General features: G+C 56.1%; 15 protein-coding genes. 4 read left to right on the forward strand and 11 right to left on the reverse strand.

Annotated elements, in window-relative coordinates; all coding sequences use genetic code 11:
- Nucleotides 1–43 precede the first annotated feature (43 nt).
- Both msrP and JM93_RS04965 read left to right on the forward strand, forming a co-directional pair.
- Complete coding sequence (gene msrP, locus JM93_RS04960) at nucleotides 44–1006, forward strand: protein-methionine-sulfoxide reductase catalytic subunit MsrP (protein ID WP_145341094.1); 963 nt, start codon at nucleotides 44–46, stop codon at nucleotides 1004–1006.
- Between the two features lie 637 nt (nucleotides 1007–1643).
- Nucleotides 1644–2435, forward strand: coding sequence for a substrate-binding periplasmic protein (locus JM93_RS04965; protein ID WP_170230532.1), 792 nt, complete (start codon nucleotides 1644–1646; stop codon nucleotides 2433–2435).
- 64 nt (nucleotides 2436–2499) lie between these two features.
- Here JM93_RS04965 and JM93_RS04970 read toward each other — a convergent pair whose 3' ends face one another.
- The 3 genes from JM93_RS04970 to JM93_RS04980 form a co-directional block, all read right to left on the reverse strand.
- A complete protein-coding gene (locus tag JM93_RS04970) occupies nucleotides 2500–3396 on the reverse strand; it encodes a LysR family transcriptional regulator (protein ID WP_145341096.1) in 897 nt (298 codons plus the stop codon).
- A 46-nt stretch (nucleotides 3397–3442) separates the two neighbouring features.
- Complete coding sequence (trxB, locus tag JM93_RS04975) at nucleotides 3443–4411, reverse strand: thioredoxin-disulfide reductase (RefSeq protein ID WP_145341097.1); 969 nt, start codon at nucleotides 4409–4411, stop codon at nucleotides 3443–3445.
- Between the two features lie 70 nt (nucleotides 4412–4481).
- Complete coding sequence (locus tag JM93_RS04980) at nucleotides 4482–5504, reverse strand: mitochondrial fission ELM1 family protein (RefSeq protein WP_196220753.1); 1023 nt, start codon at nucleotides 5502–5504, stop codon at nucleotides 4482–4484.
- A gap of 160 nt (nucleotides 5505–5664) precedes the next feature.
- On the opposite strand from JM93_RS04980, the gene JM93_RS04985 reads away from it, so the two are divergent.
- Nucleotides 5665–6135: an Lrp/AsnC family transcriptional regulator gene (locus JM93_RS04985; protein ID WP_145341839.1), complete on the forward strand. Its 471-nt coding sequence runs from the start codon at nucleotides 5665–5667 to the stop codon at nucleotides 6133–6135.
- Between the two features lie 99 nt (nucleotides 6136–6234).
- Here JM93_RS04985 and JM93_RS22370 read toward each other — a convergent pair whose 3' ends face one another.
- The 7 genes from JM93_RS22370 to JM93_RS05020 all read right to left on the reverse strand — a co-directional run bounded on the left by JM93_RS22370 (nucleotide 6235) and on the right by JM93_RS05020 (nucleotide 13337).
- Entirely contained in the window at nucleotides 6235–6519 is a 285-nt protein-coding gene (locus JM93_RS22370) for a hypothetical protein (RefSeq protein ID WP_170230534.1), read from the reverse strand.
- Nucleotides 6419–7699: a radical SAM protein gene (locus JM93_RS04995; RefSeq protein WP_145341099.1), complete on the reverse strand. Its 1281-nt coding sequence runs from the start codon at nucleotides 7697–7699 to the stop codon at nucleotides 6419–6421. The genes JM93_RS22370 and JM93_RS04995 overlap by 101 nt, the downstream gene beginning before the upstream one ends.
- 4 nt (nucleotides 7700–7703) lie before the next feature.
- Complete coding sequence (locus tag JM93_RS21680; RefSeq protein WP_155197693.1) at nucleotides 7704–8018, reverse strand: hypothetical protein; 315 nt, start codon at nucleotides 8016–8018, stop codon at nucleotides 7704–7706.
- A gap of 313 nt (nucleotides 8019–8331) precedes the next feature.
- Nucleotides 8332–8793 carry a hypothetical protein gene (locus tag JM93_RS05005; protein ID WP_145341101.1) on the reverse strand — a complete coding sequence of 154 codons (462 nt, stop codon included), beginning with the start codon at nucleotides 8791–8793 and terminating at the stop codon, nucleotides 8332–8334.
- Nucleotides 8794–8876: 83 nt separating this feature from the next.
- Nucleotides 8877–9350 carry a transcription elongation factor GreA gene (greA, locus tag JM93_RS05010; RefSeq protein WP_145341102.1) on the reverse strand — a complete coding sequence of 158 codons (474 nt, stop codon included), beginning with the start codon at nucleotides 9348–9350 and terminating at the stop codon, nucleotides 8877–8879.
- A 113-nt stretch (nucleotides 9351–9463) separates the two neighbouring features.
- Entirely contained in the window at nucleotides 9464–12826 is a 3363-nt protein-coding gene (gene carB, locus JM93_RS05015; RefSeq protein WP_145341103.1) for a carbamoyl-phosphate synthase large subunit, read from the reverse strand.
- A gap of 190 nt (nucleotides 12827–13016) precedes the next feature.
- A complete protein-coding gene (locus JM93_RS05020; protein ID WP_244300762.1) occupies nucleotides 13017–13337 on the reverse strand; it encodes a helix-turn-helix domain-containing protein in 321 nt (106 codons plus the stop codon).
- Between the two features lie 806 nt (nucleotides 13338–14143).
- Between JM93_RS05020 and JM93_RS05025 the strand changes: the two genes are divergently transcribed.
- Nucleotides 14144–14590: a MerR family transcriptional regulator gene (locus JM93_RS05025; protein WP_208994963.1), complete on the forward strand. Its 447-nt coding sequence runs from the start codon at nucleotides 14144–14146 to the stop codon at nucleotides 14588–14590.
- Nucleotides 14591–14686: 96 nt separating this feature from the next.
- Here JM93_RS05025 and carA read toward each other — a convergent pair whose 3' ends face one another.
- Nucleotides 14687–15865 carry a glutamine-hydrolyzing carbamoyl-phosphate synthase small subunit gene (gene carA, locus JM93_RS05030; protein WP_145341104.1) on the reverse strand — a complete coding sequence of 393 codons (1179 nt, stop codon included), beginning with the start codon at nucleotides 15863–15865 and terminating at the stop codon, nucleotides 14687–14689.
- Nucleotides 15866–16017: the final 152 nt, after the last annotated feature.

A 16017-nucleotide genomic window follows, 5' to 3' on the forward strand; every position in this document is an offset into this window, starting at 1 on the left:
GCGCATGCGGTTTTAATGCGGTGCGATTAGAGGAGCGCATTCGATGAATATTATTCGCAAGCCGTCCTGGGCTATCCCGGAAAGCGAAGCGACCCCGGAACACGTGTTTTTGAACCGGCGCACGTTTTTAGCCGGCATCGCCGGAACCGGAGTTCTTTTGGGCTCGGGGCTCGGCATGCGCCCTGCCTTTGCCGAAACCGATCCGAGTGCCGGTCTTTATCCGGTGGAACGCAATCCCGCCTTCACGCTGGACCGCGATCTGACGGAAGAAGATGCTGCTTCGACCTACAACAATTTCTATGAATTCGGTTCTCACAAGCAAATTGCGCCCCTGGCACAAAAGCTGCCGATCCGGCCGTGGACGGTGACGATTGACGGCCTGGTCGACAATCCGCAAGTGCTCGATATCGACGACATACTGGCCAAGATGCCACTCGAGGAACGCCTTTACCGGCACCGATGTGTTGAGGCATGGGCAATGGCTGTGCCTTGGTCCGGCTTTCAAATGTCTGAGCTTGTGAAGCTCGCAAGCCCGAAACCGGAAGCCAAATATGTCCGGTTCGAAACCTTTCTCGACCCTTCGGTCGCAAGTGGCCAGAAGCAGAGCTGGTATCCTTGGCCGTATGTTGAGGGCATGACGATCGATGAGGCCAACAACGAACTGGCATTCGTGGCGACGGGCATCTACGGCAAGCCTCTTGCCAAGCAGTTCGGAGCTCCGATCCGGATGGTGATGCCATGGAAATACGGCTTCAAGTCCATCAAGTCGATTGTACGTGTGAGCTTTACCGATCAGCGTCCTGTCAGCTTCTGGGAAGAGATCCAGGGGAAGGAATACGGTTTTTGGGCCAATGTGAACCCGAGCGTGCCACATCCGCGTTGGAGCCAGGCAAGCGAGCGTCTCTTGGGCACCGATCAGCGCCGGAACACCATGCTCTACAACGGTTACGAGGAGCAGGTGGCGCATCTCTACAAGGATATGGAAGGTGAGTTGCTGTTCATGTAGCACCATGAACTGACGGGGCAGAAAAGAAGGGCCGGCGCTTTCCGCGACCGGCCCTTAGTTTTGAGCCTCGCTGGGGGAAGCGGGCTCCGGGGAGGAAAACGGGTCTTGCCCGTTCCAGCTTGATATGGGGATTGGTCTGGCATTTCGCCATATGGCCACGGTATTTTTATTGTCATAAAAATCCATGACAAAAATGCGGGCAAAAAAAAGCCGGGTCCAAGGACCCGGCAGTTTGTTTCGATTCACTGATAAACCAGTGGAATCACCTTCCAGAGGGGAACAGCTGGCAAAGACAGCGCCGTTGGGAGGAAAGTACGGCGCCGACTGGCCAACAGTGATGCTTATATGCAGTGCACAAGCTGCTGAAACAAGAGGCACTCTTGCAACGCAGATATGCAAAAACGGATGAGCTGTTCACTATGAACATGGCTCGGTTTTTGGCGTGACTAATTTTTATGCACCGTTTCGTTTGCGTGAACCGTCCAGCTCATGTTGCCGGCACAAGCGCTGCGTCGGCATGGATTGAGATGCTCATTCGATCAACCGGCCCGTAACGTTCGTTCTTCAAATGTGGTTTGTTAAGCTTTCTAGGAGAGGGTCGTTTCTGGCGCTGCGTATTTGTTGTGCGGGGTTTGAGATGCGGTTCACCACTTTATTGGGAATGTGCGGATGTTTTTTATCCGTATCTGCGCAGGCCGATACCCTGAAGATCTGCGATGATCAGGAGGGCTGGCCGCCTTACATCTATCATCCAGTAGAGAACGGCCGGGTGAATACTGACAAGATCGAAGGCGCCGCCGTCGAGTTCATGACAGCCGTTTTCGCAGATGCCGGAATCGAATACTTGCTCGAACTGCTGCCGTGGAAGCGCTGTATGTATGAGGTGGCAAGTTTCGGCCCGAGCGGCGGGTTCGAGGCTTTTTCCAACGGCAGCTTCACTGAAGAGCGCGCGGCAACATATCTCATCACCAAGCCGTTATACGAAACGACCAGCGGCTTGTTTTACAATCCGGCATACCATCCGAACGGACTGGATTTGATGACGGTTGCCGATACCAAAAAATACAAGTTTTGCGGTGTGTTTGGGTATGCCTACGAAAATTGGGTTATCGGAGACATCGACACGTCTGCCAAAAGCACCGAGCTCGCCTTGAAGATGGTGGAAGCCGGACGATGTGATGCTGTTCCGACTGCAATTGAACCTGTCCTGGGCTCTGCAGCTGTTGGAAACCCGATTGTGCCGGCGGGGCTCAGGATTCAGACTTTCGAGACGGCGGAAAACGCCACCTATCACATCTACATCTCCAGGGCATCTCCGCGCGCGGAGGAGTTGCGCAGCAAGATCGACGCATCGATTGCGAAGCTGCGTCAAGACGGCACCCACGCGGCGATTTTCGACAAGTACCAGACTTTCAGAACATCGGACTGAGCGAAACGCAATGCCGGGTGCAACAGCGCCCGGCACTTGTGCTTTTGAAGCAGGTTGTGAGGCGTCAATACACCCAGGCTTCGGCGTTTGCGACCAGAAAGTCGCGGAATGCGGTGACCCGCGCCGTGTTCTTCAGCTCTGATGGATAGACAAAATAGGTGTCAAAGGTTGGCACCTTGTCTTCCATGTCGGTCAGCACCTGAACAAGGTTCGAATCCTTCTTGATGATGTAATCGGGAAGGATCGCGATGCCGACATTGGTTTGGACCGCTCGTTTGATCGCAACAAGATTGTTGATTTTCAAAACCGACCGGCGTGGGGAACCGGCGACCCTTCCCGCCGTTTCCAACCAGTTCATGCTGCGCAAATAGGCAGGGGCCTGTTCGCCGAACGTGATGATCCGATGACTGTCGATGTCTTCGATCGTTTTTGGTGTGCCGAACTGCTGAAGGTAGGCGGGGGAGGCGAATACGTGAAAATGCACCGTGAAAAGCTTGCGCTGAATCAGATCCGGCTGGGTTGGCTGACGCAGGCGGATCGCGATATCCGCCTCGCGCATGCCGAGGTCCAGTTCATCGTCGTCAAAAATCAGCTGAAGCTCGACATCGGGATAAAGATTGATGAAATCATTGATCCGCGATGTCAGCCATGTGGAGCCGAGCCCGACGGTGGTTGTCACCCGCAAGATGCCTGAGGGTTTATCCTTGCTGTCGCTGAGGCGCGTTTGCACGCTCTCCAGTTTCATCAGCACGTCGCGGGCTGTGCGGTACAGCAGCTCGCCTTGTTCGGTCAAAAGCAGGCCGCGGGCGTGGCGGTGGAACAGGGAGACGCCGAGGTCCTGCTCAAGGGAGCTAACCTGCCGGCTCACGGCGGACTGGCTCATATGGAGGCTGTCGCCCGCATGAGTGAAGCTGCCCGCTTGCGCTGCGGCGTGAAAAATCCGCAGTTTGTCCCAGTCCATCGCTCACGTCTCCCGTGCGGCCGGGTCCCACCCGGCCGGTTGCCTTCTATTCCGCTGCTTCGCTGGTGACCAGTGCCTCGTTCTCGGCAATGAATTTCTCTGCCTCAAGCGCGGCCATGCAGCCCATGCCGGCGGCAGTTACAGCCTGCCGGTAGATGTCGTCGGTCACGTCACCGGCTGCAAAAACACCCGGCACCGATGTCTGGGTAGAATCCGGTTTCGTCAGGATGTAGCCGTTCGGCTTAAGCTCGACCTGGTCCTTGAAAAGTTCGACAGATGGCGCATGGCCGATTGCAACAAAGACACCGTCAGCCGAAAGTTCCTGCGTTTCACCTGTCTGCGCATGCTTCAGACGGACGCCGGTCACGCCCTTCGGTATGCCGCCGCCCAGAATTTCATCGAGCGTGTGGTCCCAGACCACCTCGATCTTTGGATGGTTGAACAACCGGTCTTGAAGGATTTTTTCTGCCCGAAGCGAGTCGCGCCTGTGCACAAGCGTGACCTTGGAGGCCAGGTTTGCAAGGTAGAGGGCTTCTTCGACAGCCGTGTTGCCACCGCCAATCACGACGACTTCCTTATTGCGGTAGAAAAAGCCATCACAGGTCGCGCAGGCCGACACGCCCGCACCCATGAATTCTTCCTCCGACGGCAGCCCAAGCCACCGGGCCTGCGCGCCCGTTGCAATCACCAGCGCGTCGGCCGTGTATGTCGTGCCACCGTCGCTTTCCAGAACAAACGGCCGTTTGGAAAGGTCGGCTTTCGTGATCGTGTCGTGCACCAGCTTCGTGCCGACATTTTCCGCCTGCTTGGCCATCTGTTCCATGAGCCATGGCCCCATGACCGGATCCGCGAAGCCAGGATAGTTTTCCACGTCTGTTGTAATGGTGAGCTGGCCGCCCGGCTGAATGCCGGCCACCAGGGTCGGTTCCATCATCGCCCGGGCTGCATAAATCGCCGCTGTGTATCCGGCCGGGCCGGAGCCGATGATGAGCAGCTTCGAATGCTGTGTCGTCATGTGCTTACGCCTTGTCTTGCCTGTGTGCGCAGGATCGCCTGCTCTTGGGCGCGATCTCTTTTCCGTTGTTTCAAGTACGGTCTTGAAAAGCTCTGAGAATGTCCTGCGCGATCCAGGGCGTTGCGTCAATCGGTTCGTAGGTAGTGGTTTTAAACGGGCCGGGAAAGGGGTGAATAACCCCTTTCTTTTCAAGGTTAGCGAGAAAGCGTTCAATTTTCGCGTGACCGCCGCTCGGCCTGAACACATGGATCGGCTTGCCGGTTGCTGCCGCCTCGCCAATCATGTTGGTGCTGTCGGCGGTTGCCACAATGGCATCCGCCTTGGCCAAAAAGCGCTCCATCGGGTTGCCGCCGGTGCCATCCCAAAAAATGGCCCCGCATTCTTGTGCGAAGCTTTTTAATGCGCTTTTCAACCCTTCGGGTGTGCGACGCGAGGCGGTGATCATAAAGCCAGCGCTCTGGTCCTTGTTCCACTCAGACAGTCCCCTGGTGAATTCTGCCACGTCGTCCTTCTCAAACCTGTGGTGCCGGCTGTTGCCGCCGACAAGAACGGCGATGCGCGGGCAAGGCAGTGCATCAATGTCCGGATCGGCGCCTGCACGCAGGTCTTGCAGTTTTTCCCCCGAAAAACGGTGCGGGCTGGTCGGTGACACGAGCACATTGGCTCCGCGCAGCTGGTCGTGTTCGGGCACCCAGATCACGTCGGCCGCATCTTGTCCAATACGGGGATCCTTGAGGAAAACCGTGAATGTCTGCCCGCCCGAGGCTGTTTTGATCCGCTTGAGATAGGCGGCGGCACGCCGACCCGAGGCGATTGCAACATCAGGAAATGGCGGTGCGATCGGACTTCCCGGCAGGCGTTCGCTCTCTTTCGGGTCGATTGGACCGTGCGGCAAGAACCAGGAGAAGGGCGCGCGCGGCGCGATGCGGCGGACGGAGTAGGGCACGCCGAGCGCTTCGGCCACGCCAACGCACTGGGCCTCGTCCCCCGCCTTGCCATCGGTGAGCACCCAAACCAACCGGGGCAGGGGCCGGTCATTTTTGGGATCGGAAACGATGCTTTCCGTTTGGTTATCTTTCTGAATCGTGCGCATTTTTGTTATACTCTTGCACAGACGCGCAAAAAATCATAATCCGGCAGACACAAACGCCTGAATGGCATCCCTATCGAACGGACCAGCCGCTGCTGCCCTGTGTAGCACGTTTGTGCTGGCAGATTGGACCCTTGCTGAACAAGGGTTTGAGGAGATCACGGTGAAAGCGCGCCTCGACACGATTGACTGGCATATCTTGAAGGAACTCCAGGCCGATGGCCGGATGACCAATGTGGAGCTGGCGCGGCGGGTCGGGATATCGGCGCCGCCGTGTCTGCGCCGGGTCCGCGCGCTTGAGGAAGTCGGGCTTATCCAGGGCTACCGCACGCTGCTGGATGAAAAGCAGCTCGGCTACGACGTCACGGCTTTTGCCATGGTCGGATTGCACAGCCAGACAGAGGCCGATCTTCTGGCGTTCGAGCAAACCGTGAAATCCTGGCCGATTGTGCGCGAAAGCTACATGCTGTCTGGTGAGGTGGATTTCCTGCTCAAATGTGTGGCGCCGGATCTTCAGGCCTTTCAGAATTTCATCATCCGCGAGCTTACCGCGACACAGAATGTCGACAGTGTCCGCACCGCCTTGACCATCCGGAAGACCAAGGACGACCCGATTGTCCCGATCGAGGACTGAATTCGACCAGCGCCGGTCCTCGCTGCTCATCGGGTCCTCGGCGTTCATTTGGGCGGCATGTTTTGAACCATGCCGCCAGTTTCCGTAATTTTTGCCGGTTCAATAGGCCTGATCAAGGGCTGGCACGTCGTCAATGATCCGTGCCTCCGGGCCGAGCAGCTTGCGGGACTGGTGCTCGACATACCGGTCAAACCAGTACATTCGGGCGTCGCAGAACAGATCCTTTTCATTCATGTGACCATATTCGGCGTGTGTGTGACCGGGAGAGCCCCCTTCGCATACGTCATGCCAACGGCACTTCTTGCAGTCGTCGATGTATTTCGTGCGCTCGCGCATCATCTCCAGTTGGGCATGAAATTTCGGGTTCTGAAACGCCTTCTCCAACGTGGTTTCGTTTTTCAGATTTCCCCAGGAACCAGTCTTCGCTCACCCATAGCTGGTCCGCGAGAATGTCTCCTTCAGGGGTGATGCGCGGGAACGCATTGAAAAAGAAGATATGTTTCGGGAAAAGAGGGGAATCCAGATCAAGCCGCCCTTCCGGTGTATTCCGGATATCGCCATGAAAGTTCCCGTAAACCCGCATGTTCGGGTTCGAATACCGCAGGATTCGCTCTCCAGCGGCAACCCACTCCTCTGTCGTTGGTGCGATCTTGGCCCAGGGGGTGTCTTGCGCATGGCCCTGCCGTTGCCATTGTGAGAACACCAGCTGGCCGATGCCGTGGGTTTCGGCCAGCTCGATTAGTGCATCAATTTCGTGAATGTTGCTCGCCGTGATGCAGACAAACAAAACGACATCCCTTGCCAGCCCCATTTCTTTAAACATCTGAAGCGATTTCATCGCTTCGGAATAGGACCCGACACCGCGCACCATATCGTTGGTCTGGCCATTTGCGCCCTCCAAACTCATCTGGATCCGGACGTGTCCGATGGCACTGTCGTTGATGGACTTGATTGTTTCGGCATACTTGCGGGGGAACTTCCAGGCATTGGTGTAAAGATCAACACGGTGCCCGCAGTCCATTGCTGCATACCGCACGAAGTCCATGCAGTTCTTCCGGGCAATTGGTTCGCCTCCCGAGATGGCGAGCTGGAGACCCGCAAATGGCGGGAGCAGATCTATGGCGCGGTAGATTTCTGCATCACTCATTTCATTGGGCAAAGGCTTGCCGGAGGCCACATAGCAGTGTTTGCAAGACAGATTGCAAGCATTGGTGATCTCCAGGTGGAGTCCAACCGGTTCGCCATGGGCATAAACCGGCGTTGAGGCCTGCCGTTGTTCGCGCATTGACGACCAGCTGAGACCAGTTGACCGCATGTCTTCATGAAGCGTCAGGAGATCGGCCGTGCAGATGTCTGTGGAGGCTGTGCCCATGATGTCTGCCAGCCGTGTTCTTCCATCAGCAAGGCGCGCATAAAAGCGCGCCCTTTGGTCCAATAAAGCCCAGTTTTGAGTGCCCGGATCAATCGTGAAGTCAAAAACCTCGCCACCATGAGACACCGCACGCCTTATCAGGTTTGGTGCGACGTAAGGCCTTTCAAAAAAGGCATGATATGGAATGGCCATATGCTCACCTGTAGCCCGTGAATGGAACAAAAGTGACACCGGGGGCTGCGCGGACCATGCCGGACGGAGCTGCGCGGACCATGCCGGACGGGGCTGCGCGGACCATGCCGGACGGGGCGGCCCGCACAAACGAGCCTGGCACCGGTGCTTGCCCCCCAGCGGGCGCCGGCGTCATCCCGCGTTTTTTGAGTTCGCTTTCGACATCCTCGGAACTCATTGAGAAATCTTCGAGTGCTGACACTGGAATTTTGAAAAAACGTCCGTCTGAAGTTTGAAGTACAATTGGTTCGGCTTCCTTGCCGCTTTCATCGTCTGCCATAACGCCCTCTCCAATCTGCGTTAAACAACCAAAAGACGATAAAATGTAACATGCAATCTTACTATACGTAAGATAAACTTCGAAAAATCAGACACTTGCTCAAAAGTGACCAAGCCTGAGGCGCGGCCGGTCCGGGTGCGAACGGCTGCGTGACCACGGCTGCCCGTGTTTCGACGCGCAAAATGGCTCCCAAGGGAGCGTCTCAGAGGAAGATAAAAGCTCTCAAAACGGATGCATCTGGCATGGAAACAGCGGGCTGTTGAACAGAGCTATTTTGCAGCCCTGGAAGTGGAATCCTGCGTGCTTGAGTATGTCAGCTCGTTCGGCTTTGGAGTTTGCTGCGTAATTTCTTGATGATCAGTATGTCCCGCGCCGGCGCGAGAGCGAGCATAATGCTCACTGTCAGGATCAGGCAGGTGATCAGGATGACGAGCAGGAAATGCTGGTCGTAAATCACCGCATCGAGAGACCCGTCGACGCTGTCGTGTCCGGAGTATAAGCGGTTGCGAATAACGTCGTTGTAGTCGCTTTCATAGATGTCTCCCCGCTTGATGTAGCGGAGGCCATAAATGAAAGCGGCGAAAATGCTCACAGCCAGCAAAAGAGCGCCGTAGAGTTTGAGGCCGAATGACCACAGCGGTTCATGGCGTTTGCTGACAATGCGGCGGAACACGCTGCGTTCGCGTACTTGAAGGCGCAAATATAGGTTCTGCCGGTACGCCCAAAGCGGCACCGCCAAAACAAGCAGGAAAAAACTAAGCGTATTAAATACCATCAGGTTCGCCCTTGAAGCGACGGACTGACGCTACTCTAGCGGCGCTTCCGCACGCGTCAAAGGCAAACTTGAAGGAATGTCGGTTAGACGAACTTGACTTCAACGATCTCGTAGGACCGAGCGCCGCCGGGAGCAGCAACCTCGACGCTGTCGCCGACGGATTTACCGATGAGCGCGCGCGCAATCGGGGAGGAAATTGAAATCTTGGCCTGTTTGACGTCCGATTCCACATCGCCGACGATCATGTAGACCTTTTCTTCCTCGGTGTCTTCATCGACAAGAGAAACGGTTGCCCCGAACTTCACAACGTCTCCGGACAATTTGGACACGTCGATCACCTCGGCGCGCGACAGCTTGTCTTCGAGCTCGGTGATGCGGCCTTCATTGTGGCTTTGGGCTTCCTTGGCGGCGTGGTATTCCGCGTTCTCCGACAAATCGCCATGGGCGCGTGCCTCTGCAATGGCGTCAACAATGCGCGGGCGTTCGACCGATGCGCGATGCTTCAACTCGTCCTGCAGCATCTTGTAACCGGCAGAGGTCATCGGAACTTTTTCCATGGGTCTCAGACCTTCAGTTTATTGGGTCCCCCTCTATCAAGGACCGCGTGTCACAAAAACAAACCGGGCCGGGAAAGGCATCCTTTCCCGGCCTGGGCTCGACTATCTTAGCCTCAGGCGAAATAAGATTGCAAAGGCTTTACTTCAAGGCTGCCAGACTTAAACGCAACAATACCTTTCGCTGCGGCAACAGACCCTGCAAGTGTTGTGTAATATGGTACCTTATTCAGCAAGGCCGCCCGGCGCATCGACCGGCTGTCCGAAATCGCCTGCGCCCCTTCCGTGGTGTTGAACACCAGCTGCACTTCACCGTTCTTGATGGCATCGACGATATGTGGCCGGCCTTCCAGTACCTTGTTGATTTTAGTACAGGAAATTCCATTTTCATTGAGGAACTGCTGGGTCCCGCCTGTCGCGATAATGGCAAAGCCTGCAGCCTCCAGGCTGCGCACCGCCTCAACAACACCGGCCTTGTCCTGATCGCGCATGGACACAAACACAGTGCCGGTCTCCGGTACACGCGTCCCCCCACCGATCTGGGATTTCGCAAAAGCGGTGGAAAATGCGGTGTCGAGACCCATGACCTCACCGGTCGAACGCATTTCCGGGCCCAGGATCGTGTCGACGCCCGGGAACCGGGCAAACGGGAACACGGCCTCTTTGACCGCGACATGATTGAGCGGCTTTTCACTCAAATTGAATGAGGCCAACGGTTCGCCTGCCATGACGCGGCTGGCGATCTTTGCAAACGGCGCGCCGACGGTCTTGGCGACAAAAGGCACGGTCCGGGAAGCACGCGGGTTCACCTCCAGCACATAGATCTCGCCATCCTTGATGGCGTATTGCACGTTCATCAGCCCGCCGACTTCAAGCGCCAGGGCAAGAGCCGTGGTCTGGCGTTTCAATTCTGCGATCAGCTCTTCGGACAGAGAGAAAGGCGGAAGCGAGCAGGCGCTGTCGCCAGAGTGAATGCCGGCTTCTTCGATGTGCTCCATGATCCCGCAAACAAAGACGTCCTTGCCGTCGCACAGCGCATCGACATCGACTTCGATCGCGCCTTCCAGATACCGGTCGAACAGGAGCGGATTTGTGCCCAGAACCGTGTTGATCTGTCCGGTCTTGTCATTCGGGTATTTCGCCCGCACTTCGGCAGGGACCAGCTCGGGCAGTGTTCCCAAGAGGTAGGAATTGAGCGCTTCCTCATCACGGATGATTTGCATCGCGCGTCCGCCAAGAACGTAAGACGGGCGAACCACCAGGGGCAATCCAAGCTGGTTGGCGATCAAGCGGCCCTGCTCAACCGAGTAGGCAATCCCGTTTTCGGGCTGCTTCATGTCCAGCTTGATCAAAAGCTTCTGGAACCGGTCGCGGTCTTCGGCCAGATCGATCATGTCAGGTGAGGTTCCGAGGATCGGAACGTCCGCTTTCATCAGTGCCTGTGCCAATTTCAGCGGTGTCTGACCGCCGAACTGGACAATCAGGCCATGCAACGTGCCGTTTTCCTGCTCCTTGCGAATGATCTCCAGGACGTCTTCCGATGTCAGCGGCTCGAAATAGAGCCGGTCAGACGTGTCGTAGTCCGTGGAAACCGTTTCCGGGTTGCAGTTGACCATGATGGTTTCATAGCCAGCGTCCTCGAGGGCGAACGCGGCATGACAGCAGCAATAATCGAACTCGATACCCTGACCGATGCGGTTCGGTCCGCCGCCCAAAATGACGACCTTCTTGCGGTCGGACGGATTGGCTTCACATGCTGGAGCCCCGATGAACGGCGCCTCATAGGTGGAATACATATAGGCGGTCGGGGAGGCAAATTCCGCGGCGCATGTGTCGATCCGCTTGAACACGGGGTGCACGTCCAGATCGCGGCGCTTGCGGGCGATATCCGCCTCTGAAAGGCCACTCAATCCTGCCAGCCTGGCGTCTGAAAAGCCCATGCTTTTCAGCATGCGCAAATTGACGGCGTCTTCGGGTAGTCCGTTCAAGCGGATCTTCTGCTCCATCGCAACGATCTGGGCCATTTGCTCCAAGAACCAAGGATTGATTTTGGACGCCTGGTGAATGTCGTCGAGGCTGACGCCCATGCGCATGGCTTGAGCGACGTAGAGCAGCCGTTCCGGTGTCGGGGTCGAGATTGCCGCCCGGATCGCGTTCATGTCGTCGTCTTGGCCGAGACCGGGAATGTCGATCTCATCCAGTCCATTCAGTCCGGTTTCCAGCCCGCGCAGGGCTTTTTGCAAGCTCTCACAGAAGTTCCTGCCGATCGCCATCACTTCGCCAACCGACTTCATGGCGGTCGTGAGTGTCGGCTCGGAGCCCGGGAACTTTTCAAAGGCGAAGCGGGGGATCTTCGTCACGACATAGTCAATTGACGGTTCAAACGAAGCAGGCGTTGCACCGCCGGTGATGTCGTTTTCCAGTTCATCCAGCGTGTAGCCGACCGCAAGCTTGGCAGCGACCTTGGCAATCGGGAATCCGGTTGCCTTTGAAGCAAGAGCGGATGAGCGGGACACCCGCGGGTTCATTTCAATGACAACCAGACGTCCGTTGTCCGGATTGACCGCGAACTGGACGTTGGAGCCGCCGGTTTCGACGCCGATCTCACGCAAAACCGCCAGCGAGGCGTCGCGCATGATCTGGTATTCCTTGTCGGTCAGTGTGAGCGCCGGAGCAACCGTGATGGAATCGCCCGTATGCACACCCATCGGATCAACGTTCTCAATCGAGCAGATGATGATGCAGTTGTCCGCCTTGTCACGGACGACTTCCATTTCATACTCTTTCCAGCCCAGAAGGCTTTCATCGATCAGGACCTGACCAACGGGAGACGCATCGATTCCGGAGCGGACGATTGTCTCGTATTCTTCTCGGTTGTAGGCGACACCGCCGCCAGTTCCGCCCAGCGTGAAGGCGGGACGGATGATGGCCGGAAGGCCGATCTCATCAAGAGCCCGCATCGCCTCCAGATACCCGGCATTGCGATCATAGCCGGTAATCTTTCCGTTCTCGCCGCGGATGGCCGGAGACGAGGCGATCGCCGCTCTCGGGTTTTCCAGCCCGATTGCGTCCATGGCAGCCCTGAATTTTTCCCGGTCTTCCGCCTTTTCGATCACATCGGCGCGGGCGCCGATCATCTCGACACCGAACTGTTCCAGAACACCCATTTCCTGAAGATCAAGCGCGCAGTTCAGCGCGGTTTGTCCGCCCATGGTTGGCAAGAGCGCGTCCGGGCGTTCCTTTTCAATGATTTTGGCGACAATGTCGGGCGTAATCGGCTCAATGTAGGTGGCATCGGCAAGATCCGGATCGGTCATGATCGTTGCCGGGTTCGAATTCACCAGAATGATGCGGTAGCCTTCCTCACGCAGCGCTTTGCACGCTTGTGTTCCCGAATAGTCGAATTCGCAGGCCTGGCCGATGACAATCGGGCCAGCGCCAATGATCAGGATGGAGGAAATATCTGTGCGTTTTGGCATCTGGGCTCGCAGGGGCTCGCAGCAACCGTCCCCGGTACAGTGCATTCCGGGGTCGGCGCGGCCGATGGATGAATAACGATGTTGGCTGAGCGCGTCTTATAGGCAAAAGCTGCGGGGTATGAAACCCCGCGCATGCCCGATTCAGATAAGAATTTTGGAACCGTGCGCTGCTGCGCACCGCAGCGCAGAGTTATGCCAAGGCGTCGGTGCTCTTGTCGTCTTCGGCACTGTTGGACGCTGGTGCGTTCAGGACTTCCCGGCGCCCGTTGAAGTCAACAATCCCTCTCGAAAGCGCATAACAGGCAAGCCGAATCGATTTGGGAATATCGACCGGTCGGCCGTCCCGGTTTCCCTTTTCGTAATACTGGATCATCCGTTTCTTGAGGCCGAGCTGATCCGCTGCTTCCTTTTGCTTCAGCCCAAGTGATTTTCGCCAATCGCGGAACTGTTCCGGACTCATCACTGGTTCGGCGCTTGCGGTCTTGATCGAAGATGGTTTGTCTTTTGTCATGCGGTATCGAGCGATTTGAAGAAGGGCCAGTCCAGCCGGGCCGCATTCAGTGCGGTCTTTATGGCCCTTTAAAAATCCCTTTCCTGTCAAACTGTCAATCCGGAAGTGCACATTGTGCGACTTTACGAGGCTGGTTTGATCGATTTTTCTAGGACTTGTCAGGGTGGTTACTCAAAACTTGATGTTTATCCGCATCTTTTTTATTGGCAGCGCGCTACAAAAACAGCGAGAATTTTCATATGAGCGCTCATTCGAAAATTCTCGAAACGATGAAACGATGCAATTAATTGCGGCAGTCAATCAGTATAGAACTTTTGATTATTGTCGAAATTGACAGTTATCAAGGTTTTTTGATGGAGTACCGAGCAGACCTCTCGTTAAGGCAGAAGACGTCGCAAATTTGTACATTCGTTCTATCTTGGATGTTCAAAATGGTAATGGAGTTATCAATAATTAATATTACAGGAAATCTACCCCTGGTGAGTAGAACTGTATTGGTAAATTCGGCGTTTCAACATAGATTTCAATTTGCGAAAACATGGAATTAGGAACTGTATCGTTCCAAACTATTAAGATATAACCGTACGTGCGAATTTTTTGCATGGATTATTGACGCAGGATCGGTGTATAAGACCGCCATAAAATTTGTGTAATGCTTCGTTCGGGCGGGGTGTCCGACCAGCGTACGAACGGGCGCGTTCACAAGGCTTCGTGTGGGACCACGGCGCGATAATGGTGGGTATTGCGGCGAGGTGGGGCTCAAGTGGACGTTTGCACATGCAAACAACAAGATCGGGCAAGAGACTATGAACAACCTCGCGACCAAAATGGTAGCAGTTCCGGATATTGCCGGCGCTGTCGACTACACAAATGAACAGGACGATCGCGTTCTGGCCATCTCCGAAATGTCTGAACTTTTTGGGGTGACCCTGCGCACGTTGCGTTTCTATGAAGAAAAGGGTTTGTTGAACCCAGTGCGCCGCGGCGCCCGCCGGTTCTACGGCCACCGCGATGTGTCGCGCATGCGCGTCATCCTTCAAGCCAAGAAAATCGGATTGACGCTCGTTGAAATTCGCCGGGTGATCAAGCTGGTTGAGGGCGACAGCCCGAAAGATCTGCAGTATTCCGAGCTCTTGGAAATTTGTGAAAACCAGCAGGTCTTGCTGGCTGAGCAAAAAGCGCTTGTTGAAGAGCAGGTCGCAGAAGTCGACAACGTCGTCTATTCGCTGAAGGAACTTGTTGACCAGCGCTAATCAGCTGGAACAGGTCTATAAAAATGCCCGGCCATTTTGTGGCCGGGTTTTTTATTTGGCATTCAGGACCCGCCTGACGGGCGCCTGGAGGGACCGTCAGGACCGCGCTTCGCTCATCATATCGGTGAAGCGTTTGAACAGATAATGACTGTCTTGGGGTCCCGGAGACGCTTCGGGGTGATACTGCACCGAGAAGGCCGGTTTGTCGGTCACGCGCAGGCCGCAGTTCGATCCATCAAACAGCGAGACGTGGGTCTCTTCAACATTGTCCGGAAGACTCTTACCGTCCACTGCAAACCCGTGATTCATCGAGGTGATTTCAACCTTGCCGGTGGTGTTGTCCTTGACCGGATGGTTCGCGCCGTGGTGGCCCTGGTGCATCTTGACGGTGGTTCCGCCAAGCGCAAGGGCCATCATCTGGTGGCCCAGGCAGATCCCGAAGGTCGGAATGCCGGTTTCGATAATGGTCTTTATGGTCTTTGTGGCGTAGGTGCCGGTCGCAGCCGGGTCGCCAGGGCCGTTGGACAGGAAAACGCCGTCCGGCTGATGCGCAAGAACATCCTCGGCGGATGTTTCCGCCGGCAGCACTGTCACTTCACAGCCTGCTTCGGTCAAAAGCCGCAAAATGTTACGCTTGATGCCGAAATCCAGGGCGACCACCTTGTAGGCGCCGCCTTGGGCCTCGCCATACCCGTGATCCCATTTCCACGCCGTCTGCGACCATGGGTGCTGCTGGGTCGTTGAAACGCCTTTGGCGAGATCCATGCCTTCAAGGCCCGGCCAGGCAGCGGCTTGCGCTTTCAGTGCCTCAACATCGAAATTGCCGTCCGGGTCATGCGCAATGACGGCATTCGGGACGCCTCTTTCGCGGATCAGGGCGGTCAGAGCGCGGGTGTCGACGCCACTGATGCCGACAATGCCGCGTGCGGTAAGCCAGGCATCCAGGTGCTTGGCCGAGCGATAGTTGGCCGGGTCGGTGATCCGTGCGTTTAGTACGCAGCCGCGGATGCCGCTTTCCGAGGCCATATTGACGGTTTCGACATCCTCGTCATTTGCACCGACGTTGCCTATATGGGGAAAAGTGAAGGTGATGATCTGGCCTGCATAAGACGGGTCTGTCAGGATTTCCTGATAACCTGTCATCGCAGTGTTGAAGCAGACCTCTCCGGCAGATATGCCGGTTGCGCCCAAACCGTCGCCCTCAATGACGCTGCCGTCTGAGAGCACAAGGAGGGCGGTGGCCGGTTTGACAGACCATGCGTCGGCAGTCGACATGTGTTGCGTTCCGAGTATAGTTGATGACATCATGCGCTGCAGGAAGGGCGAAAGCGGGACAGGTGAAGACCTGTCAAAGCCGTCTGCATTAAGAGCGGCACTCTATGGGAAGCCAGCTTGATCGTCAATATTGATCCTATGAAAAAAAGGTA

The sequence above is a fragment of the Roseibium hamelinense genome, assembly GCF_007830545.1.
GTDB classification, from domain to species: Bacteria; Pseudomonadota; Alphaproteobacteria; order Rhizobiales; family Stappiaceae; genus Roseibium; species Roseibium hamelinense.